Source organism: Paenibacillus protaetiae (assembly GCF_004135365.1).
GTDB classification, from domain to species: domain Bacteria; phylum Bacillota; class Bacilli; order Paenibacillales; family Paenibacillaceae; genus Paenibacillus_AP; species Paenibacillus_AP protaetiae.
Genome location: NZ_CP035492.1, coordinates 922,914 through 948,925 on the forward strand (window position 1 = coordinate 922,914; position 26,012 = coordinate 948,925).

Annotated in this window: 24 protein-coding genes and 1 riboswitch; of the genes, 19 read left to right on the plus strand and 5 right to left on the minus strand. The window is 55.9% G+C overall.

The genetic code is table 11. The annotated features are described in order from the left end of the window. The first annotated feature begins 134 nt into the window (after positions 1 to 134). Together ET464_RS04070 and ET464_RS04075 are read left to right on the plus strand one after the other, a co-directional pair. Entirely contained in the window at positions 135 to 2,366 is a 2,232-nt protein-coding gene (locus ET464_RS04070) for a heavy metal translocating P-type ATPase (protein WP_165279886.1), read from the plus strand. Next, positions 2,366 to 3,043, plus strand: a complete 678-nt coding sequence (locus ET464_RS04075) for a sulfite exporter TauE/SafE family protein (RefSeq protein WP_129438481.1) — start codon at positions 2,366 to 2,368, stop codon at positions 3,041 to 3,043. The genes ET464_RS04070 and ET464_RS04075 overlap by 1 nt, the downstream gene beginning before the upstream one ends. Before the next feature lie 7 nt (positions 3,044 to 3,050). Here ET464_RS04075 and ET464_RS04080 read toward each other — a convergent pair whose 3' ends face one another. Beyond that, positions 3,051 to 3,491 carry a FixH family protein gene (locus tag ET464_RS04080; RefSeq protein WP_165279887.1) on the minus strand — a complete coding sequence of 147 codons (441 nt, stop codon included), beginning with the start codon at positions 3,489 to 3,491 and terminating at the stop codon, positions 3,051 to 3,053. A 190-nt stretch (positions 3,492 to 3,681) separates the two neighbouring features. Next, a riboswitch (cobalamin riboswitch) is annotated at positions 3,682 to 3,920 on the plus strand. Between the two features lie 149 nt (positions 3,921 to 4,069). Here ET464_RS04080 and ET464_RS04085 point away from each other — a divergent pair. Genes ET464_RS04085 through ET464_RS04125 form a run of 9 tightly spaced genes read left to right on the plus strand, consistent with a single transcriptional unit; the run spans position 4,070 to position 12,356 of the window. Further along, positions 4,070 to 5,077, plus strand: coding sequence for an ABC transporter substrate-binding protein (locus ET464_RS04085; protein WP_129438485.1), 1,008 nt, complete (start codon positions 4,070 to 4,072; stop codon positions 5,075 to 5,077). Beyond that, positions 5,078 to 6,118 (plus strand): FecCD family ABC transporter permease, encoded by a 1,041-nt coding sequence (locus ET464_RS04090; RefSeq protein ID WP_244226649.1) that lies wholly within the window; start codon positions 5,078 to 5,080, stop codon positions 6,116 to 6,118. It abuts the gene before it with no gap. Further along, on the plus strand, positions 6,118 to 6,909 hold the full coding sequence (locus tag ET464_RS04095; protein ID WP_129438487.1) for an ABC transporter ATP-binding protein: 792 nt from the start codon (positions 6,118 to 6,120) through the stop codon (positions 6,907 to 6,909). Before ET464_RS04090 ends, ET464_RS04095 begins: the two co-directional genes overlap by 1 nt. A gap of 59 nt (positions 6,910 to 6,968) precedes the next feature. Beyond that, complete coding sequence (gene cobT, locus ET464_RS04100) at positions 6,969 to 8,033, plus strand: nicotinate-nucleotide--dimethylbenzimidazole phosphoribosyltransferase (RefSeq protein WP_208543890.1); 1,065 nt, start codon at positions 6,969 to 6,971, stop codon at positions 8,031 to 8,033. Between the two features lie 4 nt (positions 8,034 to 8,037). Further along, positions 8,038 to 8,727 (plus strand): bifunctional adenosylcobinamide kinase/adenosylcobinamide-phosphate guanylyltransferase, encoded by a 690-nt coding sequence (locus tag ET464_RS04105; protein WP_129438489.1) that lies wholly within the window; start codon positions 8,038 to 8,040, stop codon positions 8,725 to 8,727. Next, positions 8,727 to 9,698: an adenosylcobinamide-phosphate synthase CbiB gene (gene cbiB / locus ET464_RS04110; RefSeq protein ID WP_244226650.1), complete on the plus strand. Its 972-nt coding sequence runs from the start codon at positions 8,727 to 8,729 to the stop codon at positions 9,696 to 9,698. Before ET464_RS04105 ends, cbiB begins: the two co-directional genes overlap by 1 nt. Further along, positions 9,680 to 10,498 (plus strand): adenosylcobinamide-GDP ribazoletransferase, encoded by an 819-nt coding sequence (gene cobS, locus ET464_RS04115; protein WP_129438491.1) that lies wholly within the window; start codon positions 9,680 to 9,682, stop codon positions 10,496 to 10,498. Before cbiB ends, cobS begins: the two co-directional genes overlap by 19 nt. A gap of 23 nt (positions 10,499 to 10,521) precedes the next feature. Then, positions 10,522 to 11,625: a threonine-phosphate decarboxylase CobD gene (gene cobD / locus ET464_RS04120; RefSeq protein WP_129444059.1), complete on the plus strand. Its 1,104-nt coding sequence runs from the start codon at positions 10,522 to 10,524 to the stop codon at positions 11,623 to 11,625. Between the two features lie 20 nt (positions 11,626 to 11,645). Next, a complete protein-coding gene (locus tag ET464_RS04125) occupies positions 11,646 to 12,356 on the plus strand; it encodes an adenosylcobinamide amidohydrolase (RefSeq protein ID WP_129438493.1) in 711 nt (236 codons plus the stop codon). A 152-nt stretch (positions 12,357 to 12,508) separates the two neighbouring features. Here the strand turns inward: ET464_RS04125 and ET464_RS04130 are convergent, their stop codons facing one another. Genes ET464_RS04130 through gluQRS form a run of 3 tightly spaced genes read right to left on the minus strand, consistent with a single transcriptional unit; the run spans position 12,509 to position 14,559 of the window. Then, positions 12,509 to 13,078, minus strand: coding sequence for a GNAT family N-acetyltransferase (locus tag ET464_RS04130; protein ID WP_129438495.1), 570 nt, complete (start codon positions 13,076 to 13,078; stop codon positions 12,509 to 12,511). Positions 13,079 to 13,091: 13 nt separating this feature from the next. Beyond that, the gene (locus ET464_RS04135) at positions 13,092 to 13,574 is read right to left on the minus strand and encodes a tetratricopeptide repeat protein (RefSeq protein WP_129438497.1); all 483 of its coding nucleotides are present in this window, start codon (positions 13,572 to 13,574) and stop codon (positions 13,092 to 13,094) included. 16 nt (positions 13,575 to 13,590) lie between these two features. After that, a complete protein-coding gene (gene gluQRS / locus ET464_RS04140) occupies positions 13,591 to 14,559 on the minus strand; it encodes a tRNA glutamyl-Q(34) synthetase GluQRS (protein ID WP_129438499.1) in 969 nt (322 codons plus the stop codon). A gap of 217 nt (positions 14,560 to 14,776) precedes the next feature. Between gluQRS and ET464_RS04145 the strand changes: the two genes are divergently transcribed. Together ET464_RS04145 and hrpB are read left to right on the plus strand one after the other, a co-directional pair. After that, positions 14,777 to 15,730, plus strand: a complete 954-nt coding sequence (locus ET464_RS04145) for a hypothetical protein (protein ID WP_129438500.1) — start codon at positions 14,777 to 14,779, stop codon at positions 15,728 to 15,730. Positions 15,731 to 16,072: 342 nt separating this feature from the next. Further along, positions 16,073 to 18,586 (plus strand): ATP-dependent helicase HrpB, encoded by a 2,514-nt coding sequence (hrpB, locus tag ET464_RS04150; RefSeq protein ID WP_129438502.1) that lies wholly within the window; start codon positions 16,073 to 16,075, stop codon positions 18,584 to 18,586. Positions 18,587 to 18,849: 263 nt separating this feature from the next. On the opposite strand, the gene ET464_RS04160 is transcribed toward hrpB, so the two are convergent. Then, positions 18,850 to 19,533, minus strand: coding sequence for a LysE family translocator (locus ET464_RS04160; RefSeq protein WP_244226651.1), 684 nt, complete (start codon positions 19,531 to 19,533; stop codon positions 18,850 to 18,852). A 100-nt stretch (positions 19,534 to 19,633) separates the two neighbouring features. Here ET464_RS04160 and ET464_RS04165 point away from each other — a divergent pair, with 100 nt between their 5' ends. The 6 genes from ET464_RS04165 to ET464_RS04190 all read left to right on the plus strand — a co-directional run bounded on the left by ET464_RS04165 (position 19,634) and on the right by ET464_RS04190 (position 25,994). Continuing rightward, complete coding sequence (locus tag ET464_RS04165; protein WP_129444062.1) at positions 19,634 to 19,846, plus strand: DUF1294 domain-containing protein; 213 nt, start codon at positions 19,634 to 19,636, stop codon at positions 19,844 to 19,846. Positions 19,847 to 19,933: 87 nt separating this feature from the next. Continuing rightward, complete coding sequence (locus tag ET464_RS04170; protein ID WP_129438505.1) at positions 19,934 to 22,009, plus strand: HelD family protein; 2,076 nt, start codon at positions 19,934 to 19,936, stop codon at positions 22,007 to 22,009. Between the two features lie 269 nt (positions 22,010 to 22,278). Continuing rightward, positions 22,279 to 22,992, plus strand: a complete 714-nt coding sequence (locus ET464_RS04175; RefSeq protein ID WP_244226652.1) for a DsbA family protein — start codon at positions 22,279 to 22,281, stop codon at positions 22,990 to 22,992. 7 nt (positions 22,993 to 22,999) lie between these two features. Next, a complete protein-coding gene (locus ET464_RS04180) occupies positions 23,000 to 23,431 on the plus strand; it encodes a disulfide oxidoreductase (protein ID WP_129438509.1) in 432 nt (143 codons plus the stop codon). Between the two features lie 85 nt (positions 23,432 to 23,516). Then, entirely contained in the window at positions 23,517 to 24,617 is a 1,101-nt protein-coding gene (locus ET464_RS04185) for a nitric oxide synthase oxygenase (RefSeq protein WP_129438511.1), read from the plus strand. Between the two features lie 237 nt (positions 24,618 to 24,854). Further along, a complete protein-coding gene (locus ET464_RS04190; RefSeq protein WP_425271741.1) occupies positions 24,855 to 25,994 on the plus strand; it encodes a DUF3900 domain-containing protein in 1,140 nt (379 codons plus the stop codon). Positions 25,995 to 26,012 lie beyond the last annotated feature (18 nt).

Genomic DNA, 26,012 nt, shown 5'->3' on the forward strand with positions numbered 1-26,012 from the left:
ACCGGACATACCGGTCCCGGCGTCTTTTTTTTCGTTGAAGCGGCATTCATGAAACCGAGCAAAAAAAGCATATAGATTACAGCGGGGACATGTACGGCTATCCTTGGCGCTACGAATGGAAAGCAGGTGAGGGCTTGAACCAGGCGGAAACATCATCCGATTTTATTGTGCAGGGCATGAGCTGTACGGCATGTGCGGCCAGAATTGAAAAAGCGGTCGGCAAAATGGGCGGCGTCCGTTCCGTTGCCGTCAGCTTCCCGTCCCGCACAGCATGGGTGCAATATGATCCTGCCGCAGTTCATCCGGGTCAAATTGCAAAACGGATTGAGCAGCTGGGTTTTACAACGGCGGCGCCCGAACGGGCAAAAGAAAGCATGGAGCAGGAAAAAAGAACGCTGCTGCTGCGGCTGATCGTATCAGCACTGTTGACGCTGCCGCTGCTGGCGACGATGCTGCAGCACTGGTCATGGCCCGGAAGCATCAGCCTCCCGCCGCTGCTGGCTAATCCGTGGCTGCAGCTGCTGCTGGCTACCGTTATCCAATTCGGCATCGGACTGCCGTTTTATTTTGGAGCCTATCACGCGCTGCGGCAGCGGACCGCCAATATGGATGTGCTTGTTGCGATCGGCACATCGGCCGCTTATTTGTACAGCCATTATGTTGTATTCCAGACTGTTGGTTCCGGCACCGCTGCCGCGCAGCATACGCTGCCGCTTTATTTTGAGACGTCAGCCGTTGTCATTACCGCTGTTTTGCTTGGCAAATACATCGAAGCGGCTGCCTCCGAAAAAACACAGCAGGAAGCAACCGGCTTCAGCAAACTCCATGCACGAGAAGTAGAAATTGAAAGAGCGGGCACTATGCGTACCATGCGCATTGATGAAGTCCGTGCAGGCGATTATGCGTTTGTGCGGCCGGGAGAAACAATACCTGTGGACGGCATTATTGTTGTCGGACAGTCGGATGTCGACGAGTCGCTGCTGACCGGCGAAAGTTTGCCGCAGGCGAAACGGCCGGGCGATAGGGTGTTCGCCGGCACATTAAACGGCGGCGGGCGCTTGCGCGTCCGGACGGAAGCAGCCAGCCAGCATACGATGCTGCACCGGATCAGCGAGCTGGTGAAGCAGGCGCAGCGGTCGAAGTCGGCCATTCAGCGCCAGGTGGATGTAGCTGCAGGTTTTTTTGTGCCGATTATGCTGTTTTTTTCCGCTATTACATTTGCGTTATGGATGTTTATTGTAGAACCGGGCAACTGGCAGCGGGCGTTCAGCTGTGCGATTGCCGTTATGCTCGCTGCATGTCCATGCGCGCTTGGGCTCGCAACGCCTATTTCGCTTGTGATCGCATCCGGCGTATTGTCACGCAAAGGCATCGTCGTGAAGGAAGCGGGAGCGCTGGAGCGGTTATCGCGGCTTCATACGCTTGTGCTGGATAAGACCGGGACGCTAACGGAAGGCAAACCTCGCGTTACTGCTATTTATGCCGAGCGCGGCGGCAAAACCGCTGTGCTGCGGGTGGCGGCGGCAGCGGAAGCCGGTTCTGCCCATCCGCTGGCCAAAGCCATTCGCGATGAGGCGGCGGCAGCGGGGCTTGTTGCTCATGCTGCGGATAAAACGGTGTTTACGCCCGGCAAAGGGATTGAGGCGTCATTCGAAGGCAAACCGATTGGCGTTGGCAATGTAAAGCTCGCTGCGGAGAAAGAATGGCGGATTACGCCGCCGGCGCTTGCTTTTGCAAGGAAACGGGAAGAGGAAGGGGAGACTGTGATCTACGTGATGGAAGCGTCCGGCTGCATAGGCGTGATCGCAGTAGCGGACCCGGTGAAACCGTATGCCCGGGATACCGTCCTCAAGCTGAAGGAGATGGGGGTGGAGGTATGGCTTGCGACAGGCGATCACGCTGCCCCGGCTGCGGCTGCGGCAGAAGCGGCGGGCATTGACGGCGTGTATTCCGGCATGCTGCCCGAAGGGAAGCTGGAACTCGTCCGCCGCCTGCAGCATGAAGGCAAACGGGTAGGCATGGCCGGAGACGGCTGGAATGACGCGCCGGCTTTGGCGGCAGCGGATGTAGGCATTGCCATGGGAGACGGGACTGATGCCGCGCTGACGGCCGGCCATATGACGCTGCTGCAGCCCCGGCTGCGGGCCATTCCGGAAGCGCTCCGCATCAGCCGATTAACGATTCGCAACGTGCGGCAAAATTTGACGTTTGCATTTTTTTATAATGCGATTATTATTCCGTTTGCGGCCTGCGGCTTGCTTCAGCCTTGGATGGCCGGCACAGCAATGGCGTTAAGCTCCGTCTCCGTAGCTTTAAACGCGCTGCGGCTTAAAACCGGCCTGCTGAAAGACAGCGGGGCGCTCTAATGCTGCAGCAATGGGCGTTAGTTGTCGTGACGGGACTGCTCAGTGCGCCGCATTGCATTGGCATGTGCGGGGGGATTGTTACATCGGTGAATTTAAACGCCAGCCTTCCGGCCAGGCGGACAACACTGCTGTACAACAGCGGGCGAATTTTCTCGTATACGCTTCTTGGCACCTTGATGGGAACGATTGGATCGTTTGTAGATGTAGCGGGAAAGCTGGCCGGCGTGCAGGGGCTGGCTTCCATTATCGGCGGCGTTTTTTTGCTGTTGTGGATATGGCGCAAAATCCAGCTGCCGTTTATGACCCGCATTTCCGGCAGGCTGCACAGCCGCCTTGCGGCTTCAGGCGGGTTAAGCGCCCGCAAAGAGTCGCTTCATATTCTGGCGACTGGCGTGGCGTTTGGGTTTCTGCCATGCGGGCTGACATACGCGATGCAGATGAATGCAGCTGCCACAGGCACAGCGCTGGGCGGGGCGGCCACGATGGCCTTGTTTGGCCTGGCGACGTTTCCCGCACTTGCGCTTGCGGGATGGATGGCGGTTGCGGCCAATCGCCGCTGGAGACGAGTGATGCGAAAAGCGGGGACGGCAGCTGCAATTATTGTCGGCTTAATATCCATATTAAGAGGCCTGGAAGCGAATGGAGTCATCCCTTCCATCACGCCGTGGTTATGGTGAAGACGGGTTAACGGAACACGGTAAACGGATGAGCCGCTTCCTGCGTCTCTCCGTTGTACGTTATTTTGACATCGGCTGACCATTTGCCGTTCATAACCGGCACGAAGTCAGCTGTATATTCGCCCGGCGCGATTTCTGCCATCGGTACCGGCTTGAGGCGGTGTTTCATCTCGAGCATGTCGATGCTTAAGATCAGCTCCGCATGTTCCAGCGGCCGTCCGTCCAGCCCATGCAGCATAACGGTCATTTGCCCGGTTTGCAGCGCTTTAACCGGCTGGTCTCCGGTGCTGATCTCGGCGCTTATGCCGCCTGCCGACCACTCGGTTGGCGGTGAAGCCGCCGGCGGTTTGGCTTTGAAAATGCCCGTATACATTGCAGCAAAGATGAGCGCTGCAGCAGCAAGAACCGCTGCAGCAGCGTATACCGCTGTTTTTGGCGATCGTTTCACAAGCGTCAATCCTCCCGTTTCCATGGATGCAAACTATTGTTACCTATGCGCGGCGGGCGTCGGCAAGAACTATTAACGAGAGCTCGTGCGGCTAATAAACAGCCGCTGCGGGCGAACAGGCTGCCCGAATTTTGCGGTGGCCATGGGTAGACAACCTGTTCCTGCAGATGATATAGTACAGAGGATATTTTTGTATACAACGCAATCAGGTGCTTTGTCCGCCGCCGTCTTTAAGAAAGATCCGGCAGTCAGAGCTTAAAAGGGAAGTCCGGTGAAAATCCGGCACGGACCCGCCACTGTAAGGAGCCGGCATGCCCATGTTACGCTGCGGTATGCCAGGCAAAGCGCTACACGTCACTGTACACCGGTATGGGAAGACGCGCTGCTGCCGCTCCAAGTCAGGAGACCTGCCTGTTACTGCTTAACATCGTATCCTACGGGAATTGGGGACGTGTTGGAACCGTTCAATTCAGCCCGCCTGTATGTTCAGGCAAGCGTTTAAACGGCATTTCCGGCACTTTTGCCGGCAATGCCGTTTTTATTTTATACATTGAACTAAAGGGAGAGGAAGAAACATAATGAAACAGAAACAAAGGGGCTGGCTGAAGCAGTCGGCAGTTCTGCTGCTCATTGCGATGCTGCTCGTGCTTTCGGCATGCGGCGGAAATCACAACAGCAATAACGGCGCCGCAGCCGGGGAAGCTTCGGCTTCGCCGACGGCGGAATCAAACGCTTCTGCGCAGCCATCAAGCGATCCGGCGCAAACGGCGTACCCGTTAACAGTAAAAGATGCTACCGGCACCGAGCTGACTTTTGACGCGGCGCCGCAAAGGGTCGTTACCTTGCTGCCAAGCGAAACCGAAATTGTATATGCCATCGGTTCGGGCGACGAGGTTGCCGGCGTAGACGCCTACAGCAACTATCCGCCGGAAGCGGCAGACAAGCCGAAAATCGGCGATATGACAACGAACATTGAAGCGGTAGCCGCTTTAAATCCGGACCTCGTGCTGGCCTCTTCGACGATGAATACGGACGCAGTGCAAAAGCTGCGTGATCTTGGCTTGACGGTGTACGCGTCGGACCCGAAGACATACGACGCTGTGATCGACAAAATTAAAGTCATTGGCCAAATTATGAATAAACAAGCCGAAGCGGATCAAATTGCGAAGCATATGCAAGAGGTGAAGCAGCAGGTTGCGGATAAAGTGAAAGGCGCAGCCCCGGTCAAAACGTATTTGGAATTTTCGGAAGGTTATACGGTAGGCAAAGGCGAATTTTTGGACGAGCTGCTAACCATTGCAGGCGGTCAAAATACGGCGGGGGACCAGTCCGGCTGGTTTGAAGTCGACGCCGAAAAAATCATTCAGGAAAATCCGGCCGTAATCGTATATCCTGCGCTGCAAGACGCAAATCCAAATCCGATTCTGGAAGGCATTAAAAAACGCGCCGGCTGGGATGCCATCGACGCGGTCAAAAACAACCGGATCGTGGAAGTATCGGATGACCCGCTCGTCCGTGTAGGTCCGCGGCTGGCGGACGGCCTGCTGGAGCTGGCGAAGGCGATCCATCCGGAGCTGTTTTCTTAAATGGTCAAAACCAAATTAACGATGTATGGAGGAGCAGGCATGCTCCTTCTTGCTGTTTCCATCGTCATTAGCTTATCTATCGGTTCGGCGGGACTATCGATAGAGGACGTATGGGGCATATTGCTCCACCAGCTTCCGGGCATGAGCCCGGCGGAAAACCACTGGGGCAAAGGCGACATCGCGATTGTTACGCAGGTGCGCTTGCTGCGGGTGCTGCTTGCGGTGCTTGTAGGCGCGTGCCTGTCGCTTGCCGGAGCAGGGATGCAGGGCGTGCTGCGCAATCCGCTTGCCGATCCGTATACGCTAGGCGTTGCTTCCGGCAGCTCGGTAGGCGCTGCGTTCCTTATTTTGTTCGGGCTGCAGATGGCGGTTGGCATCTGGACGGTTCCGGCCGTTGCATTCGTAACAGGCGTGCTTACGCTGCTTGGCGTATTATGGCTCTCCCGCAGCGGGAACGGCGGCGGCATGCACCTGGAGACGATTATTTTGTCCGGCGTCATCATGCAAGCGTTCCTTGGAGCATTCGTCTCATTCATGGTGTCGCTGTCGCAGGGCGTCGTCAATCAGATCATGTTCTGGCTGATGGGGTCGTTAGCGATGCGAAGCTGGGAGCATGTGTATATGCTGCTGCCTTTTCTGGCTTTGGGGCTGCCTGTATTGCTCGTTTTCAGCCAGCCGCTCAACCAGCTCGTGTTTGGCGAAAAGCATGCGGCGCATATGGGCGTGGCGGTAGAGCGCACCAAGCTGATCGTCATGCTGGCTTCCACGCTGCTGACGGCGGCGGCTGTATCGGTTGCCGGCGTCATCGGCTTTGTCGGCCTTGTGGTGCCGCATTTGATCCGGCTGATGGCCGGACCCGACTACCGGCTTATCGTCCCGCTGTCTGCTATAGGAGGCGGCATCTTTGTCCTGTGGGCCGATACGCTCGCCCGCATGGCGCTTAGCCCAAGGGAAATTCCGCTTGGCGTGGTGACGGCGCTGATCGGCGCGCCGTTTTTTGCCTATTTGCTGCACCGCAGCAAAAAGGAGGGGAAAGCGTAATGGTTTTATTCGAAGCGGTACAGGTCGGCAAGACGGTGGGGGCGCGCCAGGTGCTGGACGGGCTCTCTTTTACCTTCCGGACCGGCCGTTTGTATGGTATTATCGGCCCGAACGGGGTCGGAAAGTCTACACTGCTCGGGTTGTTGTCCGGTGTTGACAGCCCAACGTCCGGCCGGCTGCTGTTTAACGGAGAGCTCGTCCAACGCATCCCCCGCAGGCAGCTGGCGAAGCAAATGGCCGTCCTGCAGCAGTCCGGATTGCCGCCTGCCGGCTTTACGGTTCGGGAAGCGGTTGAGATGGGCCGGTTCCCGTATCAGAACTGGCTTGGCGACGAACGGACAGACGCGGGCCCGATTATCGATAAAGCCATCGCGTCAATGGGGCTTGCTTCGCTTCAGCACCGCAAGCTGGATCAGCTGAGCGGCGGGGAGCGGCAGCGGGCGGCTTTCGCCAAAGTGATCGCCCAGGAAACGGATATTATGCTGCTGGACGAGCCGACCACCCATCTGGATATCGGGTATCAGATCCAAATGTTGGACATGGTGAAAAACTGGCAGCGTGAACGCGGCCGGACTGCCATTGCGGTACTGCATGATTTGAATCTGGCGTCGCTTTATTGCGACGAGCTGCTGGTGCTCCATAAGGGACGTGCGGCCGCATTTGGCAAACCGGCCGATATTGTGACGGCGAAGCTGATTGAAGAGGTCTATGAGACGAAAGCAGCCGTAGTTGACCATCCGCAAGACGGCAGCCCGCAAATTTTACTCGTGCCGGATTCCGCGGGGCAATGAAGCGGCAGCGGGTGCGGCTTACATCAATGAAAAGTTTGGGACAAGGGGAGACGAATAACATGCCTAACGAATATAAAGCGATTGTGGATGCGGCGATCATGCGAATCCGTCCGTTTAACGAGCAGGCTGCCGAGCAAGCGGACCGCCACTCGGACCATTTGACGAAGCCGCCGGGAAGCCTTGGCAAGCTGGAACGGATTGCCCGCCAAGCTGCCGGAATAACCGGCGAGCTGTGGCCGGATTTGTCACGTAAAGCTGTTATTGTGATGGCGGCGGACCATGGGGTATGCGAAGAAGGCGTCAGCGCTTTTCCGCAGGAAGTGACCGGTCAGATGGTCTTTAATTTTTTAAGCGGGGGCGCAGCGGTTAATGTACTGTCCCGCCATTCCGGCGCGGACGTTTTTTGCGTCGATATCGGGGTGAAAAGCGACTTGGAGCATCCGGCGTTAATCACCAGGAAAGTCCGGTATGGAACCGGAAATATCGCCAAAGGCCCGGCGATGGAGCGCGATGAGCTGATGCAGGCGCTGGCAGCCGGCATCAACCTTGTGGATGAGCTGTACGCGCAAGGTTACAGGCTGTTTGCAACGGGCGAGATGGGGATCGGCAACACGACGCCAAGCGCGGCAATTGTATCGGTATTGGCTGGACTCGCTCCCGAGCAATCCGTTGGCAGAGGAACCGGCATTAACGAGCAAAGCTGGCGGACAAAGGTCGGCGTAGTGAAACGGGCGATTGAAGTCAACGCCCCGGATGCGGGCGATCCTTACGATGTTCTGTCCAAACTAGGCGGACTGGAAATTGCCGGACTTGCCGGCGTCATTATCGGTGCGGCGGCCAACGGCTGCCCGGCTGTCATTGACGGCTATATCTCGTCTGCTGCCGCTCTTGCCGCCATGCGGATGACGGAGAGGGTGTATCCCTATATGATCGCTTCGCATTTGTCGCAGGAACAAGGACATGCCAAGCTGCTGGAGCTGATGGGTTTGACGCCGGTCATTCATATGGATATGCGGCTTGGAGAAGGAACCGGCGCTGTGTTATGCTTCCCGATCATCGACGCTGCGATCAAGCTGATGCGCGAAATGGCGACCTTTGACGGCGCCGGCATATCGCGGGAGTAAAGCGATGGCCGTACTCATTACAGGCGGCGCGCGCAGCGGCAAAAGCGCTTTCGCGGAACAATACGCGCGCCGGATCGGCAGCCGCGGCATTTATATGGCAACCTCGCGTATTTGGGATGAGGAGATGGAAGAGCGCGTTGCGCTGCATCGGAGCGGCAGGGAAACGTCGGGTTTCGAGTGGCATACGATGGAAGAGCCGCTGGAGCTGGCGGACGCGATTGCGCGTGTGGGCGCGGAGCATGCTGCCGATGATCCGCGGCTGGAGCCGGGGGCAGAGCTGGATAAGGAACTGGAACTGGAACCGGGACTGCGGGGGGAGCCGGCTGCGGAACGAAATGCGGAATCAAGTCCCGCACCGGAAGCTAAACCGCCTGTCGTGCTGGTGGATTGCTTGACGCTGTGGCTTTCCAACTGGCTGATGAAGCTGGAGGAAGAACAGCTGCCGGAGTCTGTTCTTGCCGAGCAATATGAGAAGCTGGCTGCGGCTGCGGCCGCTTGTCCTTACCCTCTGCTGTTCGTCACGAATGAAGTGGGAGACGGAGTGGTGCCTGCCTATCCGCTGGGCCGCAAATTCCGCGATGAAGCCGGCAGGCTGAATCAGCTGATGGCGAGGCAATGCGAACGGGTATTTCTGGTCACGGCGGGAATTCCCGTCGAGCTGAAAGCAATCGCTTTTCAATGGGAGAACTTGTAATGTTGTATTCATTTCATGAAATGCTGCTCATGACAGCGGCTGCGATCGCAATTGACTGGATCATTGGCGATCCAAAATGGCCAACTCATCCGGTCATATGGATAGGCCGGCTTATTCGCATCCTGGAGCGCAAACTGCTCACCGGGAGGCAGTCTCCCAAGCAGGCGAAAGCTGCCGGCATCGTGCTGGCGCTTGTTACGCTGGCAGTCTCCTGGGGCGTCATGCAGGTGATTGCAGCGGCGGCTGACTGGATCCATCCATGGCTTGGATACGCGGTAAGCGTATGGTTTATTTCGACGACCATCGCGGTCAAAGGGCTGAAAGACGCCGGCATGCATGTATACCGACCGCTTGTGGAAGGGCGGCTGGATGAAGCGCGTAAGTATGCGGGTTACATCGTAAGCCGCGATACGGATCAATTGACCCCTGCCGATACGGCGCGGGCTGCAGTGGAAACGATTGCGGAAAATACGGTTGACGCTTTTGTATCGCCTGTCGTATTTGCCCTGCTTGGCGGTGCGCCGCTTGCGATGCTGTACAGGGCTGCCAATACACTGGACTCGATGGTTGGTTACCGCAATGAACAATATATTCATTTTGGCTGGTGCTCGGCCCGGACCGATGATGCGCTTAATTACATCCCGGCACGGATTGCCGGTTTATTGATGAGCTTGGCCGCCCTGGTGCTGCCGCGTTTGTCTGCGGTTAACGCGGTGAAGGCGGCAGCGATTTTTGCGCGGCGCCATCCCAGCCCAAACAGCGGCATTCCGGAGTCGGCGGCTGCCGGTGCGATGGGTGTCGAGCTTGGCGGCGTCAACTATTATTTTGGCGTTGCAAGCGAGAGGGCGCGTATGGGCTGGAAGCGACGTGAACTGCAGCCGGACGATATTAAAGGGGCGATCCGGTTATTGTATGCAACAAGTATATTGGTATGGGCAGGGGCGTTGATCGGATGGGCACTTGGACTATAAAAATAAAAGGGCATGTACAAGCCGGCGTAGCGGCCATGCAGTTTCTGACGCGGTTTCCGATACCGATTACGGTGCCTTTTGAAGCGCAAACGCTTGCCCGGAGCGTCATCTATTTCCCGCTGGCAGGACTGGCCATCGGCGCGGTGACCGCTGCGGCGTTTAGCCTGCTTGCGCTGCTGCTGCCAGCCTGGCCGGCCGCTGTGCTGGCGCTTGCCGTATGGATTGCGCTGAGCGGCGGGCTGCATTTGGACGGCTGGATGGATACGGCCGATGGGGTACTCAGCCACCGTTCCCGGGAAAAAATGCTGGAAATTATGAAAGACAGCCGGGTGGGGGCGATGGGGGTTATAGCCGCCGTCCTGCTTCTGCTGTTCAAATTTTCGCTGCTGGCGGAATATGCGCAGGGGGATGAAGGTTTAACGTTCGGCAGGCTTGCCTTGCTGGCTGCAGTGCCGGTCTGGAGCCGCTGGTGGATGTCGGCGGCGATTGCCGGTTTCCCCAATGCGAGGCAAGGGGAAGGCATGGGGGCGCTGTTTCATGCGGTACGCCCGCGCCATGTCATCGGCGGAGGGCTCGGAGCAGCCGCCATGACGGCGGTTATATGCGCTGCGGCGCAATGGTCCTGGGCGGAAACGGCGGCGCTGACGGCCGGCGCAGTCTGCTTGTCCGCAGCTGCCGGATATGCGGGAGCCAGGTGGCTCACCCGCAGGCTGGGCGGCTTGACCGGCGATACATACGGCGCATTAAATGAACTGGTGGAAGCCGTCTTGCTGGCTGCGGTTTATTATGCTGCCTTTTGACAAGGGGAAGAGGGGAATGAGTGATGCTGGAAAAATACGGACATGGCGGCGACTTATTGACTGCTTCCTCGGCGTATGGGCTGCCGGAGGAGCAGTTTCTTGATTTCAGCTCCAATATGAACCCGCTTGGCCCGCCGCCTGCCGTGCGGGAGGAGCTGCTTCGTTATGCGGACCGGATCATGCATTATCCGGACCCTGCGGTTCGCCGTCTGCGCGCGAAGCTTGCCGCCAAACACGGCATCCGCGCCGAATCGATTCTGGCCGGCAACGGAGCGGCCGAGCTGATAGACCTTGTTGTTCGTGCGATTAAGCCGGCGAAAGCGGGAATTGCGATACCGTCTTTTGGCGAATACGGAGATGCATTGCGGAAGCACGGAAGCGGGATTATTCCTGTGCTGTTGAAGCCGGAGAACGGATTCGCGCTGGACGAGGCGGCTATATCGGACTCCCGCGAGCTTGCGGAAGCGGACTTATATATAATCGGCAGTCCCAATAATCCGACAGGACGGCTGGTCCGGCCGGAGCTGCTGTTAGCTTTAGCCGAGCAAGGCAAAACCGTCGTCGTGGACGAGGCGTTTATTGATTTTTTGCCGGACGAGACGTCGCACACCTTAATTCGCGAAGCGGAGAAACGGCTGAATTTGCTGGTTATCCGTTCGATGACCAAATTTTATGCCATACCGGGCATTCGGTTAGGCTATATCGCTGGCCATCCTGAACGTATTGCGCAGCTGCAGCAGCTGCAAATTCCGTGGAGCGTCAATTCGCTTGCCCAGCGGATCGGTGAAGCGGTATTAGACGACGAAACGTTCGCACAGCGTTCGATCCGGTGGCTGCAGCAGGAGCGGCCATGGCTGGAAAGCCGATTGCGCGGGCTTGGCGCCTCGGTATATCCGGGTGCCGCTAACTATTTGCTGGTGCGCCTGCCGGACTGGAAAGGATTGACGGCTGCTTCCCTGCAGCAAGCAATGGGGAAACAAGGCGTCTTAATCCGCGATGCTTCGAGGTTTGAAGGGCTGGACAGCCGGTATGTGCGCGTGGCGGTCAAACAGCGCCCTGATAATGAGCGTCTGCTTGCCGCGTTTAAGCTGGCGATGCAGCAAATCGCCGGCGATAGGAGCGATTGAACGGGAAAAGAGGCGAAGGAATGAGTCAGCCGTTTCGGAAAGGCGTTATATGGAACTCGCAAGTGTGGGAAGGAGCCGTATTCCGGTTTTGGCCCGACCGGATTGCAGCGGAATGCCCGGTGATGATGCGCACCTTAAGCAATGCGGTACATCTCGGCGGATTTGCCGAAGCGGACCGCATCGTCAATTGGAAAGTGCCGCTTACATATAGCGGCGGCGATCCGGCGTCCGAAACGGCCGGACAGCTGTTAGGCTGGGGCATCGCTCCCGACCGGACCGTCGGCTTGCTGACGGCGGCCAAGCTCACCCACGCATCCATTGAGGAGATGGCGGGAGACCGGTTCGCCGCCGTGTGCTGCACGACAGCCGGCACGCGCAACGCAGCTTGTGCAGGCAGTGACCGGCACACCTTTTCCGCTTACACGCCGGGAACGATCAATACGGTCTTATTGATTGACGGGCAGTTGACCGATGCCGCGATCATTAATGCGGTGATGACGGCAACGGAAGCCAAAAGCGCCGCGCTTCGCGATTTGGGCATTCGGGATGAAAGCAACGGGAAGCTGGCGACCGGAACGACAACCGATGCCCTTGTCATCGGTGTGAGCGGCAGCGGCAAGCACGGGGCCATACATGCTTATGCCGGAACAGCGACCACGCTTGGAGACGGAATAGGCCGGCTTGTGTACCGAACCGTACTCGAAGCGGCCGGAACGCAGCATGAGGATTAGACAGGGGATAGATCAAAGGATTGCGATGATCAATTTTGCCTTTTTATGCGGGTAAGCCAAAAAGCCCCATCTTCCGGAATTAGCTGCACCGTTGCAATCCGGTGCGGCGTTTCCAGTCATATGCGGCTGATGTTCCGGGAGGGGGGGGCGGGTTACCGTTCCATTCGCTCGTTTAGCAGCGCCCAGCGGGTATGGTCCTCCCATTGTCCGTTTATTTTCAAATAGTTGCGGGATACGCCTTCATGGTGAAAGCCAAGCTTTTGGACGACACGCAGGGAAGGCATATTGGCCGGCATAATGGTTGCTTCAATCCGGTGCAGGTCCATCCCGTCAAAAGCATAACGAATGACCACTTGCAGCGCTTCGGTCATGTAGCCTTTATTCCGTTCTTCCACATCCAGCTTATACCCTAGCCTGCAGGACAAAAAACAACCTCGCTCAATCTGCTCCAGTGTAATGCAGCCGATAATCGTCTGCTCCGCTTCATCCTCTTTGCGGAACAGCCATACGCGAAACAACTCGCCTGACTGTATTTTTGACATGCTTGTCCGTATCAGATCCTGCTGAAATTCCACTGTGTAATATTCATCTGCACGAAGCGGCTCCCATTGCTGCAAATTGCTGCTGTTGCGCTGCAAAAAATCAAGCACCCGCCCGGCGTATGATTCGTCAATCATTTTTAAAATAAGCCGTTCTGTTTTAATAATCGTTGATGGCTCCATCGTTCTCATCCTCTTAATCGTTCCAAATTTGATCCAGCTTGTCTGCGTAAAAAGCAATTGCCCGCCGATATTCCCGAATGCCGGGATCCGAACTTGTTTCAGACAGTTCAACCAGCAGCAGCTCCATTGCTTTGGCATGCTGGCCCAGATTGTATAAGGTCATGGCATAAAAAATCCGAAATTCGCGGCGCTCCGGATATTTGGAAACCGCTTGGCGAAACATGCTGGCAGACTGCTCGTATTGCCCAAGCGTCCGGTAGGTGCTGCCAAGTCCTAGCATAGCGCCGATTTCATCTTCCTGAGGCAGCCCAAGCCGAATGGCCTGCTCATAGTACGGGACTGCTTCGCTTTCCTGGCCAAGGGTGTCGCATGTCCAAGCCAGCTGGTATAAAATATGCGCTTGGCCGGGCTGCTCTGTATTTAATACCATTAATAATTGCTTGGCTTCTTCTTTGTTCCCTTGCTCTCGAAGTTTAACGGCATGTTGAAGTTTCATTCTGCGATCCCCCAGTTTATCCAAGCAATGATTTCATCTTCTCTTCTGTAATGACGATCGGCTCCTTGGGGAGCGCCCCCAGCTCAAACCGCTCGATCAGCTGCGAAGCCGCAATGCTTTCGCCAGGCTCCGCCAAACCGGCCAGTGCGGCAAGCCAGCCTGTAATCCGTTCCGGCGGAATCCCCTTCGCATGAAGCGCTGCGATGGACAAGTCGCCGTGCCGTTTAGCCAGCCGCTTGCCGTCTGTTCCCATAAATAAGGGGACATGCGCAAAGCGTGGGGCGGTATAGCCAAGCGCCCGGTAAAGCATAAGCTGGCGCGGGGTGGAGTCCATTAGATCGTACCCGCGAAGGACGTCGGTAATGCCCATTAACGCATCATCTACGACAACGGCAAGCTGGTAGCTGATAATGCCGTCCGCCCGTTTGACAACAAAATCGCCGCCTGCGCCTGCCGGGAAATGCTGCAGCCCGGCGATGCCGTCGTCTACCGTTACCGGCTCGTCCGGCATGCGAAACCGAAGGGAAGGCGTTTTGCTTAACGCTTTTTGCCGTCGCTCTTCGTCCGACAAATGTCTGCATGTGCCGGCATAGGCAGGACCTTCCGACGATAGGCCATGCGGAGCGCTTGCTACAGCAAGCAGTTCGGCCCGGCTGCAAAAGCAAGGATACAGCAGCCCGTTCTGCTCCAGTGTATGAAGCGCTTCTTCATAATAGGGCAGCCGTTCGCTTTGTGTGTAAGGGGAACTAGGGCCGCCTATATCCGGTCCTTCATCCCAATCCAGCCCTAGCCAGCGCAGGTCGTCCAGCGCCTGTGCGGCTAAATGGGGGCGGGACCTCGGTTTGTCGATATCTTCCATCCGCAATATAAAGGTGCCGCCCGCGCGGCGGATTTGCAGCCATGCAAGCAGCGCTGTCCACGCATTGCCGATATGCATTTCTCCGGACGGCGTTGGCGCAAACCGTCCTCGCACACGGTCAGTCATCGTAGTTCTTCCTCTCCTGTCGTTTATGCGTTCACAAGCGGAAAAACGAGCAGAAGATAAATTCTCCTGCTCGTAACGTATTCGTATAAGGTCCAAATGACTTATAAACCGATGGTATCATGCGGCTCCTGCAACATGCAACTAAATTTGATTTTGCAAGTCTATATATACGAAAATACGTATGTTAAGGTAAATAAAGGAATGGGAGGGATTGCATATGGCTAATGAAACGGTAGAGTCCTGGAACAATGAACTGGAACGGCTGCGCGACCTTCTGGCGACGCATAATCAGCTGGAGCGTAAATCACAGCAAATCCGGCAAAGGCTGTTCGATGAAAACCGGAAAGTCGCCGAGCTGTCGGAAGCGCTGCAGCAGGAAGAAGAGGATGTGCATAAGCTGCTTGGTTTATCCTGGAGCAATCTGGTCCATACGCTGCTCCGCAACAAGGAGGAACGCCTTGCAACCGAGCAGGAGGAGGCGGCTGCCGCTGCATTAAAGCTGCAAAATGCAAAAAAGACGGTAGCCGATCTGGAAAAGCAGCAGGCTGATATTTTATCCGCAATGGCCGAATCGGTTGGCGCGGAGGCGGCTTATCATGCACTGTTACAGCAAAAGGAGCAGTTTATTCGCGGCGGCACATCGGAAGAGTCGAATAAGCTTGGCGAGCTTGACGAGCAGCTGCGCTTGCTAAGATCGGAAGAAAAGGAACTGCGTGAAGCGAATAACGTATGCACTCGCCTCGTTGGTGCGTTAAGCCAAGCCGGCGACAAGCTGGAGTCAGCCAAAAACTGGGGCACCTACGATATGCTCGGCGGAGGGTTCCTCAGCACTGCCATGAAGCATTCCAGAATCGACGAAGCGCAGGATTCCGTATATGAAGCGCAGTATCTGCTGAAGGAACTTCGGTCGGAGCTCAGCGATTTGAAACGCACGACAGACATTGAAGTAAACTTAAGCGATCGCGCCCAGTTTGCGGATTATTTTTTTGACGGATTTATTGTAGACTGGATCATTCAGGATAAAATCAAATCGTCGATCGGTGAAGTGGACGACCAGCTGTCGCAGGCAGTTGCACTCAATCAGGCGTTAACCCGCCAGGTTGAAGCCTGCGTCTCCCAGCAGCAAACCGTCATCCAGCAAAGGAAGGCAATTATCGAGCAGTTTGCTTAATGCGGCTATGTAGCGGGAAGCGGGGAAGGCGCGTTATAATACGTTATAATAGAGGTTAAACCAAAGGCGGATTCCCCGCCTTGTTTTTTTGGAAGCTGATTATTTAGTAAAAGCGTGCGGCCGATGATAAAACCGTAACAATACTGCTCGGATGACCTGAAATCGAATAGGGGTCAGGGGGATGAACGTCAATAAAACGTTCAGGATGGCGCTAGGCATGGGGGATGCGCGGGAATACTCCTGACGCTGCTTGCTGGACGGCTTGGTTTATTCATAAAGGAAAATGACCGGCTGCGACAGGAGCAGCTGCTTATGATAGATAGAATAGGAGAATGTAACATCATGCATCAGCTACCCGTTGAACTTGTATTGCCCGATCTGCTTCAGGCGATGCGTCAAGGACGGAACGCCGTTCTGGTTGCCGAGCCCGGTGCAGGCAAAACAACGAAAGTGCCGCTTGCTTTGCTGGAGGAGCCATGGCTGCAGAGCAAAGCCATTATAATGCTCGAGCCGAGGCGGCTGGCCGCGCGTTCGGCCGCTGCGTATATGTCCCGCCTGCTTGGCGAACAGGCAGGCGGAACCGTTGGGTACCGCGTCCGGATGGATACGAAAGTTGGGCCAAACACGCGTATTGAGGTGGTCACTGAAGGCGTGCTCACCCGCATGCTGCAAGAGGACCCGGCTCTGGAGCGATACGGCGCGGTTTTGTTCGACGAGTTTCATGAACGGCATTTGCACGGCGATCTGGGACTGGCGCTGACGCTGCAAAGCCAGCAGCTGTTCCGTGAAGATCTGCGTCTTCTCGTCATGTCGGCGACTCTAGATGCAGGCCGTGTGTCGGAACTGCTCGGCAATGCGCCGGTGGTGCAGAGTAAAGGACGGGTATTCCCGGTCGAAACAATCTATGCCAATGCTGCGGCCAGAACGAATGAGCCGATTGAAACGGCAGCGGCCAAAATGATTAGACGTGCGCTCATTGAGCAGCCGGATGGGGATATGCTTGTTTTTTTGCCGGGCGTTCGTGAAATTCGGCGTACCGCCGCAATGCTGCGTGAAGGGGCGGGACTTGGTCCGTCCGTGCTCATAAACGAGCTGCACGGCACAATGCCGCTTGCCGCGCAGCAGGAAGCGATTGCCCCTTGTGAGCCGGGGCGCCGCAAGGTGGTGCTGTCGACGGCGATTGCCGAATCCAGCCTGACGGTTGAGGGCGTCCGCATTGTCGTCGACAGCGGCTTGATGCGCGTGCCGCGTTTTTCGCCGCGCACTGGTATGAGCCGTCTGGAGACGATACCCGTATCCCAGGCATCGGCGGACCAGCGGCGCGGCCGCGCGGGACGGACAGCGGAAGGCGTATGCTACCGTCTGTGGACGGAGCATGAACGGCTGAAGCCGTTTACGGCGCCGGAAATTCAGGACGCCGACCTCGCGCCGCTGGCGCTGGAGCTGGCGGTATGGGGCGCTGCCGGTCCGCAGGAGCTGGCGTGGCTGGATGAACCGCCGCAAGCGGCGTACCAGCAGGCGCTGCAGCTGCTGCGCCTGCTGCATGCACTCGATGCGGACGGCAAGCTAACGCCGCATGGGCGGCGGATGGCCAGCCTAGGCGTTCATCCGCGGCTTGCGCATATGCTGCTGGCGGCAGAGCTGCTTGGCGCTGCGGATGAAGCCAGCGAGCTGGCCGCCCTGCTCAGCGACAGAGACCCGCTTGTGGGCGAGCGCAGCGCGGACATTGAGCTGCGGCTGCAGGCGCTGCGCACCGGCCGCGGGATCGAGCGCGGCGCAGCGGACCGGCTGCAGCAGCTGGCGCGGCAGCTGCGGGGCATGCTGCGGGAGACTGCGCAGCCGGATAGCGGCGCAGCCTCTATAAGGGCTGCCGCTTCCGGGGCTGCTGTCAGCACAGGGCTTCTGCTCGCGTACGCCTACCCGGATCGCGTCGCGCAGAAAAGGCCGGACGGCAGCTACTTGCTGTCCGGCGGCCGGGGAGCTGCGCTTCCTTATGCGCAGCCGATTTCGCGCGCCGCGTATTTGGTCGCGGCGGAGCTGGACGATGCCGGAACGGAAAGCACAATCCGGCTGGCGGCCGAGCTTTCCGAGGAGGAATGGGCGCGCGGGCTTGCAGACGATATAGTTGTAGAAGAAACAATCGAATGGGACAAAGCGGCGCAAGCAGTACGGGCGCGCAAGCGGACAAAATTTGGTGCGCTTGTGCTGAAGGAGCAGCCGTTTGCTGAGCCCGATCCGGAACGCGTGGCAGAGGTGCTGATGGCCGCGATCCGGGAATCCGGCCACTCAGCGCTTCCATTCAGCAAGCCAGCCAAACAGCTGCTGGACCGGATGCGCCTGATGGCCCAATATAACGCGTCGTGGCCGGATGCCAATGAGGCGGCGCTGCTTGCTTCGCTGGAGCAGTGGCTGCTGCCGCATCTATACGGTATCCGAAGCTTGGCGGCGCTGCAAAAGCTGTCTATGATGCCGATTATCGAGGAGCTGCTGACCTGGCAGCAACGAAGAGAGCTGGACGAGCAGGTGCCGACCCACATTACGGTGCCAAGCGGCTCGCGTGTGCCGGTCGATTACAGCGATCCGGACAATCCGGTATTATCCGCAAGACTGCAGGAGCTGTTCGGCTGGAAGGAGACGCCGCGTATTGCCGGCGGCAAGCTGCCGGTTACGCTGCATCTGCTGTCGCCGTCCCAGCGGCCGGTGCAGGTGACGCGCGATTTGGCCAGCTTTTGGCGTGATGCGTATTTTGAAGTGAAAAAAGATTTAAAAGGCCGTTATCCGAAGCATTATTGGCCGGATGATCCGCTTATTGCGGAACCGACGAATCGGGTGCGCCCGCGCAAGCCGCAGCCGTGAAGAGCAGCCGGCAGCGCAGCTATCCGCTCAAGCGGCCTGCGGTGTCGCCGCACGCGGCTTATGCCGGACAGGTGGTCAGCCGACCAGACAAGCCAGGCGCTATACCCGCCAAGCAGCCAGCGGCGCAGGAGACGCTGCTTGCCCAGCGGATACCGTCACCGGCATCCGCTGGGAGCCTATACAAAAGCAGGGCAGCTTGCCTAAGCCAACCGGCATTAAACAAGCTGCCCTGCATTTTCTTACATTACTTAAGCGATGAACCGTTACAGTAAAAATAAATTCGTTGCCAGCAGCACATAAATAACCGCTTCGGCGATTGCAAGCCGGGGCGCCCATTTGGACGAGCGGCCGGTTGCAAACCCGCCTGCCAAGCTGGACAGTAATGACACGCAACTGAAGATGATTAGTGCTTGAATAATGAACAGCACGCCAAGCTGAATCATTTGAAACGGGACATTGCCTTTATCTTCAGCCACAAATTGCGGCAGCAAAGCAAGGAAAAACAGCGATACCTTCGGATTAATGACGTTCATCGTAATGCCGCGGCGGTACAACGCTGCAAAGCCTATTTCCCGCTGAGAAGCACCAGTCTCTTGCTCTGGCTCCGGTGTTGTGCCGCCCAATTCCTGTCCTGCGGTCCCGGCAGGCGAGCTGCTTTTTTTCCGGCCGGACCAGGTTTTCCATGCCAAATATAGCAAATAGAGCGCTCCAAGCACTTTTATGGCCATAAAAGCCTTATCAGACGACAACACAATGGCGGAAATGCCTAATGCGGCAAGCGTCGTATGGACAAGCAGCCCGGTGCATAAGCCAAGCGTAACGGCCAGCCCGCTTTTGCGGCTTTTGGTCATGCTTTGCGCCGCAACAAACACGATATCGGGCCCTGGAATAAGCGTCAGTACAACGGCTACTGCCAAAAAACCTAACATTTGATGAAAATCCAACATGATGTGAATAAGTCCTCCTTGAAAGGAAGGGTGTTCCCCTTTGAATGATTACCTAGCAATTCTTTATTTCTTAATTATAAATGCCATTTCTTTTATTACGATGGGATACGACAAGCAGCGGGCGAAGCATCACGAGTGGCGTGTCCCGGAAAAAAGGCTGTTTGGTCTTGGCGCAATCGGCGGCGCGCTTGGCGTCTGGATGGGCATGCGCGTCTGGCGCCATAAAACGAAACATCGTTCGTTTACGGTTGGCGTGCCTTTGCTGTTTCTATGGAATGTGGTGCTCGGCGCTGCTTATGTGCAATGGTCTTAACAGCGGTTGCATGCGGATACAGCCTTGGCGTATAATGGATGTTCGCTTTTCCATTATGATCAAATGTGCCTTGAGGAGGTAACTGACATGACCGTTCAAAGTGCCTTACAAGAAGAACAACAGCGTTTAGGCATGACCGTGCGCGAGATCGAAACACAGCTTGCTGCCATTGGTCCAGCCTACACGGGTAATGATTTTACCGAACAAATGCTGGATTTACAACGTGAGGAACGAAAAAAAAGACTGGAAATCGCCTATAAAGAGCCTTATTTTGGCCGGATTGATTTTCAAGAGCTGCCCGGAAACGAAGTGAAACCGCTATATATCGGCAAAGCCGGTGTTGCCAAAGACCGGACCAATGAGCTGCTTGTCGTGGACTGGCGCGCCCCGGTGGCCAGCTTGTTTTATTCGTTTACCGGCGGAGACGCGGCCGTAACTTACGATTCGCCGGACGGGGAAGTGGAAGGGCATGTGCATCTGAAGCGGAACCTGATGGTTCGCCAGCGTGAGCTGGTCCGCCTTGTAGACAGCTTTACAAGAGGGCAGGAGGAAGACGCGGTTACGGATGAATTCCTGCTGTACCGGCTGGGCGAAAACAAAGATAACCGGCTGCGCGACATTGTTTCGACCATTCAGCAGGAGCAGGATTTGATTATACGTTCCGAACGGAACAAAGTATTGTTCATTCAAGGGGTTGCAGGCAGCGGTAAAACGACGGTCGCCCTGCACCGGCTTGCTTTTTTGCTTTATCAATACGCCGGCCGGATGCGTGCCGAGCGGATGATTATTTTTGCGCCGAACCGGATGTTTCTCGAATATATTTCCGGCGTTCTGCCGGAGCTGGGGGTTGGCGATATTCAACAGACGACATTCGCCGACTGGTCGCTTGAGCTGCTGGAACATGAAGTGGCGCTGCGCGGCGCCGAGGAGCAGCTGGCATACTGGTTTGAGCAGTCCCATACCCAAGAAGAGCTTGACCGCGCGCCGGGCAGGCTGAAGGGCGGAGCGGCGTTCAAAGCGGAAGTGGATGAACGGATTGCCGAGCTGGAACGGACATTGGCGCCTGCTGCGCCTTTTGAGCCGGTAGACGGGCTGGTGCTGAAGCCGGAAACAATTCTGGAGTGGTTCAACACCGACTACGGCGAGGAGTCCGTCATGCGCAAGCGGGAGCGGCTGGCAAGCCGGATTCGCCGCTGGTTCGAGTCGGAGCTGAAGGTGCGCCGCATCGCGGACAAAAAAGTGCGCGCCAAAGCGTTAACCAGACTGAACGCGTATATTAAAAAAATTCCTTCCTATACGGCGCCGCAGCTGTATGCGACGCTGTTCCAAGGAAAGACAGCTTCCGCTATCATACCGAAGGAACTCGCGAAGGAAACGGCGGCACGGCTCAAAAACGGAGAGGTTTATCCGGAGGATCTGGCTCCGCTTGTATATATCCATCTCCGATTGTTTGGCTTATCACAGCCGATGTATGACCATATCGTCATTGACGAAGCACAGGATTATTCGCCGTTCCAGCTTGAAGCGCTTAAGCTGTGCCAGACAATTCCGTCGATGACGGTGCTTGGCGACCTGCAGCAGGGCATTCACAGCTATACCGGCATTGGCCGTTGGCAGGAGCTGATGGGACTGTTTGGCGAAGAACAGACCGGTTTTTTTGAACTGAACCGCAGTTACCGCTCTACGATGGAAATCATCGAGTTCGCCAATCGCATATTAGGCGCTATGGAAGGCGTTAAACCGGCAGTTCCGGTATTCCGGAGCGGCGATCCGGTCCAGCTGCAAGCTGTTGCAGACAACGAGTGGCTGGATGAAATCGCCCGCAGCGCCAAGGCGTTGGAGCAGGAGGGCGGACTGCAGACGATATCGGTTATCGGGCGTACGGCGGTGGAGTGCGAAATGATCCATGCGCATTTGGCAGCAGCTGGAATCGAAGCGTCGCTGATCCAAAGCAAACAGCCGAATTATAACGGCGGACTGTCTGTTGTCCCGGCGTATTTGTCGAAAGGGCTGGAGTTTGACGCGGTGCTGATTGCCGATGCGGGAGCGGAAGCTTACGGCAAGCTGGACGCCAAGCTGCTGTACGTCGGCTGCACGCGCGCCCTTCATAAATTGAAAGTATTGTACCGCGGGACGCCTTCGCCGCTTGTACAGCCGGCGTAACGGTTTAGCCAAGGCAGCATGAGTGCGGCGGTAAGGCAGGCGGTACTCAGACTCATAGGAAGGTTTAGAATGATAAAAAGGCAGCCATGCGGCTGCCTTTTATACATACGGGTTATGCTCCGGATTTCTCTCTTAATATTCCGCCATACGGCGCTCGAAGTCTATTATTTTATGACAGTATTAAGTCAATTCATATGAATCGCTTGACTTCATCTTCATATGTTACTACGCTGGTTACAGAATGCTTCCTACAGGAAAGGATGAAGCCCGTGAGTCAAAAAAAACGCGGCAAAAAATCTAAGCCGCAGCATAAGCCTTACAGCTCGAAGACGAACACATCCAGCTCCAGTAAAGGACTAGTTTGGCTGACGCTGATTATCGCGGCGGTTGTTGTCGTGATCGTACTCGGCATTAACAACCAGAACAAGCCGCAAAGCTTCGATTATAACGAACTGCCTGTGATGGGCAGCGCGGATGCGCCCGTGAAGATCGTGGAATTCGGCAACTTCAAATGCCCGAACTGCAAAGATTTTGCAACGGCGGTGAAACCGCAAATTGATAAAGATTACATCGAAACCGGCAAAGTTGCATTCTATTATATCAACTACAGCAATTTCCTCGGCCCGGATGCGTATACAGCGGCATTGGCGGCACAAGCCGTCTTCCATCAAAATAATGATGCGTTCTGGGACTATTATAAAATTTTGTTCGAGAAGCAGCAAAATGAGGACACTGAATGGGCGACGCCGGATTATTTGGTGCAGCTGGCCAAAGATGCGAAATTGCCGATTGACTACGATTTGCTCCGCAAGGACATCGACGGCCAGACGTATAAGGATGAAGTGGACGAGCAAAATGATATGGTAACGCCGAAGAAGGTTACCGGTACGCCTACTTTCTTTATTAACGGAAAGCAGTATGGCGACTCGTTTATGGACTATAACAGCTTTAAGAAAGCTATTGATAAAGCAATTGGAAAGTAGGGTTTAAATGGACGCCCGTGCATCTTGGTTTGCAAGAAACAGCTTGTATTTCGCTTGGATCGTATCGCTGGCGGCGACAGGCGGCAGCTTGTATTTCAGTGAAATTGCCAATTACATCCCGTGCAACCTATGCTGGTTTCAGCGAATCTTTATGTATCCGCAAGTGATTTTGCTCGGTATAGCCGCTTACCGCGGAGATCGGGGAATTATCCGCTATTCGCTGCCTTTAAGTATAATTGGCGGAATAATATCGGTATATCACAACCTGGAAATCTGGTTTCCGAAGCTGGCTGAGGTAGCGCCTTGCCGCGCAGGGGTGCCGTGTACGTTTAATTATGTAAATTGGTTTGGATTCATTACAATTCCGCTTATGGCATTAACGGCATTTGTCCTTATTACGTTATGTTTATCTTTTGGACGGGCAGGCAGGCAGCAGTAGCCGACAGGCCAGGAACCTTTCCTGTTTGGGGAAAGGTTCTTTTTTTGATAGAAGCGGTTGGCAACAGGGAAAGCGAGGGGTATGAATGATTGAAACAGAAACGGAACTATATGAGGAAGCGGAACGTTTTATCGCTGAATGTTACGCCGAGCTGGGGAAAACAGAAGCCGAGGCTGTACAGCGGCTTGCGGAAATCCGGGAAGAGATCCACAGCTGCGGCGCGTATACGCATACGATGGACGAGTTGCGGCACGGCGCGCGAATGGCTTGGCGAAACAGCAACAAATGTATAGGGCGGCTGTTTTGGAAATCGCTTGAAGTATTTGATGCCCGCGATGCGGAAACGGAAGAGCAGATGGCGGAGGCTGTATTTAACCATATCCGTTATGCGACGAACGGAGGCAAGGTGCGCCCGGCGATTACCGTCTTCGCCCCTCAAAAGAACGAGCAGCGCAAGCTGCGCATCTGGAACCATCAGCTGGTGCGTTACGCCGGGTATGAGCACGGCGGCAGAGTGACCGGCGATCCTGCCTCGGTGCAGTTTACCGCCGCCTGCTTGAAGCTGGGCTGGCAGGGCAAAGGCACGCCGTTTGATGTGCTGCCGCTTGTGGTGCAAATGGACGGCCGGGAGCCGCGTTGGTTTGAGCTTCCGGAAGGGCTGGTGCTTGAGGTTCCGCTTGTCCATCCCGAGCTGCCGGCTTTTGGCGAGCTTGGCTTGCGCTGGTATGCGGTGCCTTTTATATCCGACATGAAGCTGGAGATTGGGGGCTTGCACTATACGGCGGCTCCTTTTAACGGCTGGTATATGGGAACGGAGATCGGAGCGCGCAATTTGGCGGACAAGGACCGGTACAATAAGCTGCCGGAGGTGGCGAAGCTGTTTGGCTGGGATACAACAACGAATACCTCCTTATGGAAAGATAAAGCGCTGGTGGAGCTGAATGTCGCCGTGCTGCATTCGTTCAAACGGAGCGGCGTCAGCATTGTGGACCATCATACGGCGGCCGAACAGTTTATGCGTTTTGAGGAGCAGGAAGCGAAGCAAGGGCGGGAAGTTACCGGAGAGTGGTCATGGCTTATCCCGCCGATGTCGCCGGCCGCGACTCCGATCTGGAGCCGGACGTACAAGAACAAGAAAAAAACGCCGGCGTACAGCTATCAAAGCAAGCCTTACGAGCTGTCATAAAGCGGTTAATGCCGGAGAAGCCTTTCCGTTATGAAGAACATCCCTTGCCTGAAGGATGGGTTTAAACCTGATCCGGCGAGAATTAAGGGGGCTTCATTACCGGGAGGTTTTTTTTGGTTCTTCCTTCGTTTTTTACCGTATAGGTTATAGAGCGGGAGGCGTGCGGACGTTCGCTCTCCGGTTGAAGTTGTGCTATGCTAAAAAGACATAAATGTCCATCGCATGGGGAATGAAATAGTGGACTTGCGCATGCAGTTGTTATCTTTTTTTGTTATATCGACCGACGGTGAAGATTCAGTATCCGCCAAACGGTATAAGCATTATCAGACGCTGGAGGAACAAGATTACGAGGACAGCGAAATCAAGCGTTTTCTCGACGACGAGTTCAAACGGATCTTGAAACGGAAGGTCGAACGCAATCCGAATACCGATACGGCGCCGACCAAAATCGGCCGTTTCATGGTGGAGCCGGGCTACGAGCTGTCCAGCAACCAGAACTATAACCTGTTTCAGCGGCTGCGAGATGCGGACAGCAAGGAGCGCTTTATCGGCATTGCCGATGAGCTGGTCCATATTTATATGGATACCAGCGCGGTGCGCGGCGGCGCTTTTATAATAGCAAGAGCAAAACTGAATACGTATTTTGACGAGCCTTTTTTATTTTTGCTGAAATGCGATTTTGAACCGAAAATTGCCCGCATCTCGGATGAGCGCAATTTGATTTCGCATGTGGAAAATGCCATCAGCTCGCGGAATATTAAGTCGATCCAATATCCGCATATGCCGGAGGAAGGCACGCTTGAGCATTGGGAGCTGAAAATCCATCAAGCCTCCCATGCCCGGTATTTCGAAGATTTTCTCCGTTTTGTGGATTACGAGAAGCCGCTGCCGGTTGTAATGGGCGAGCAGGTGCTGGATATGGTCCAGCAATATATGGCGGACAAGTGGCAGGATGACGAAAGCGTCGAGCGCCGCGAAGAAGAAAATGCCATTGAATTGTGGGCGGCCAGTGACAAACGCGATATTCAGGAGCGTTGGACGCATGAGCAGGTTGTAGAAGCGTCCGCTGCGCTCATTGAGCAGAAACCGGATTTGCCGTTCAGCTTCAGGCTGGGAGACGTGCTGATCAAAGGGAAGCTGTCCGACTTCGGCTTGTCCGTCCATCTGGCCAAGCATAACGGCCGGTATGTCGCGGTAATAGAAGGGGATGCTTTTCAATTCGATAAGGGCGTGTCCCCGGTAGAACTGCTGCAGCCGCCTGATCTCGTTCAGCTGCTGCCTGTCATCGGCACGCATAAGAAAGAAGAACTGTCCGGACAATGGAACGGCCAGCCGGAAGGGGAAGCGGCGGCAGCGGCAGATGATGTGCCGTGGTAAAACGTTCGGACAGCTTGA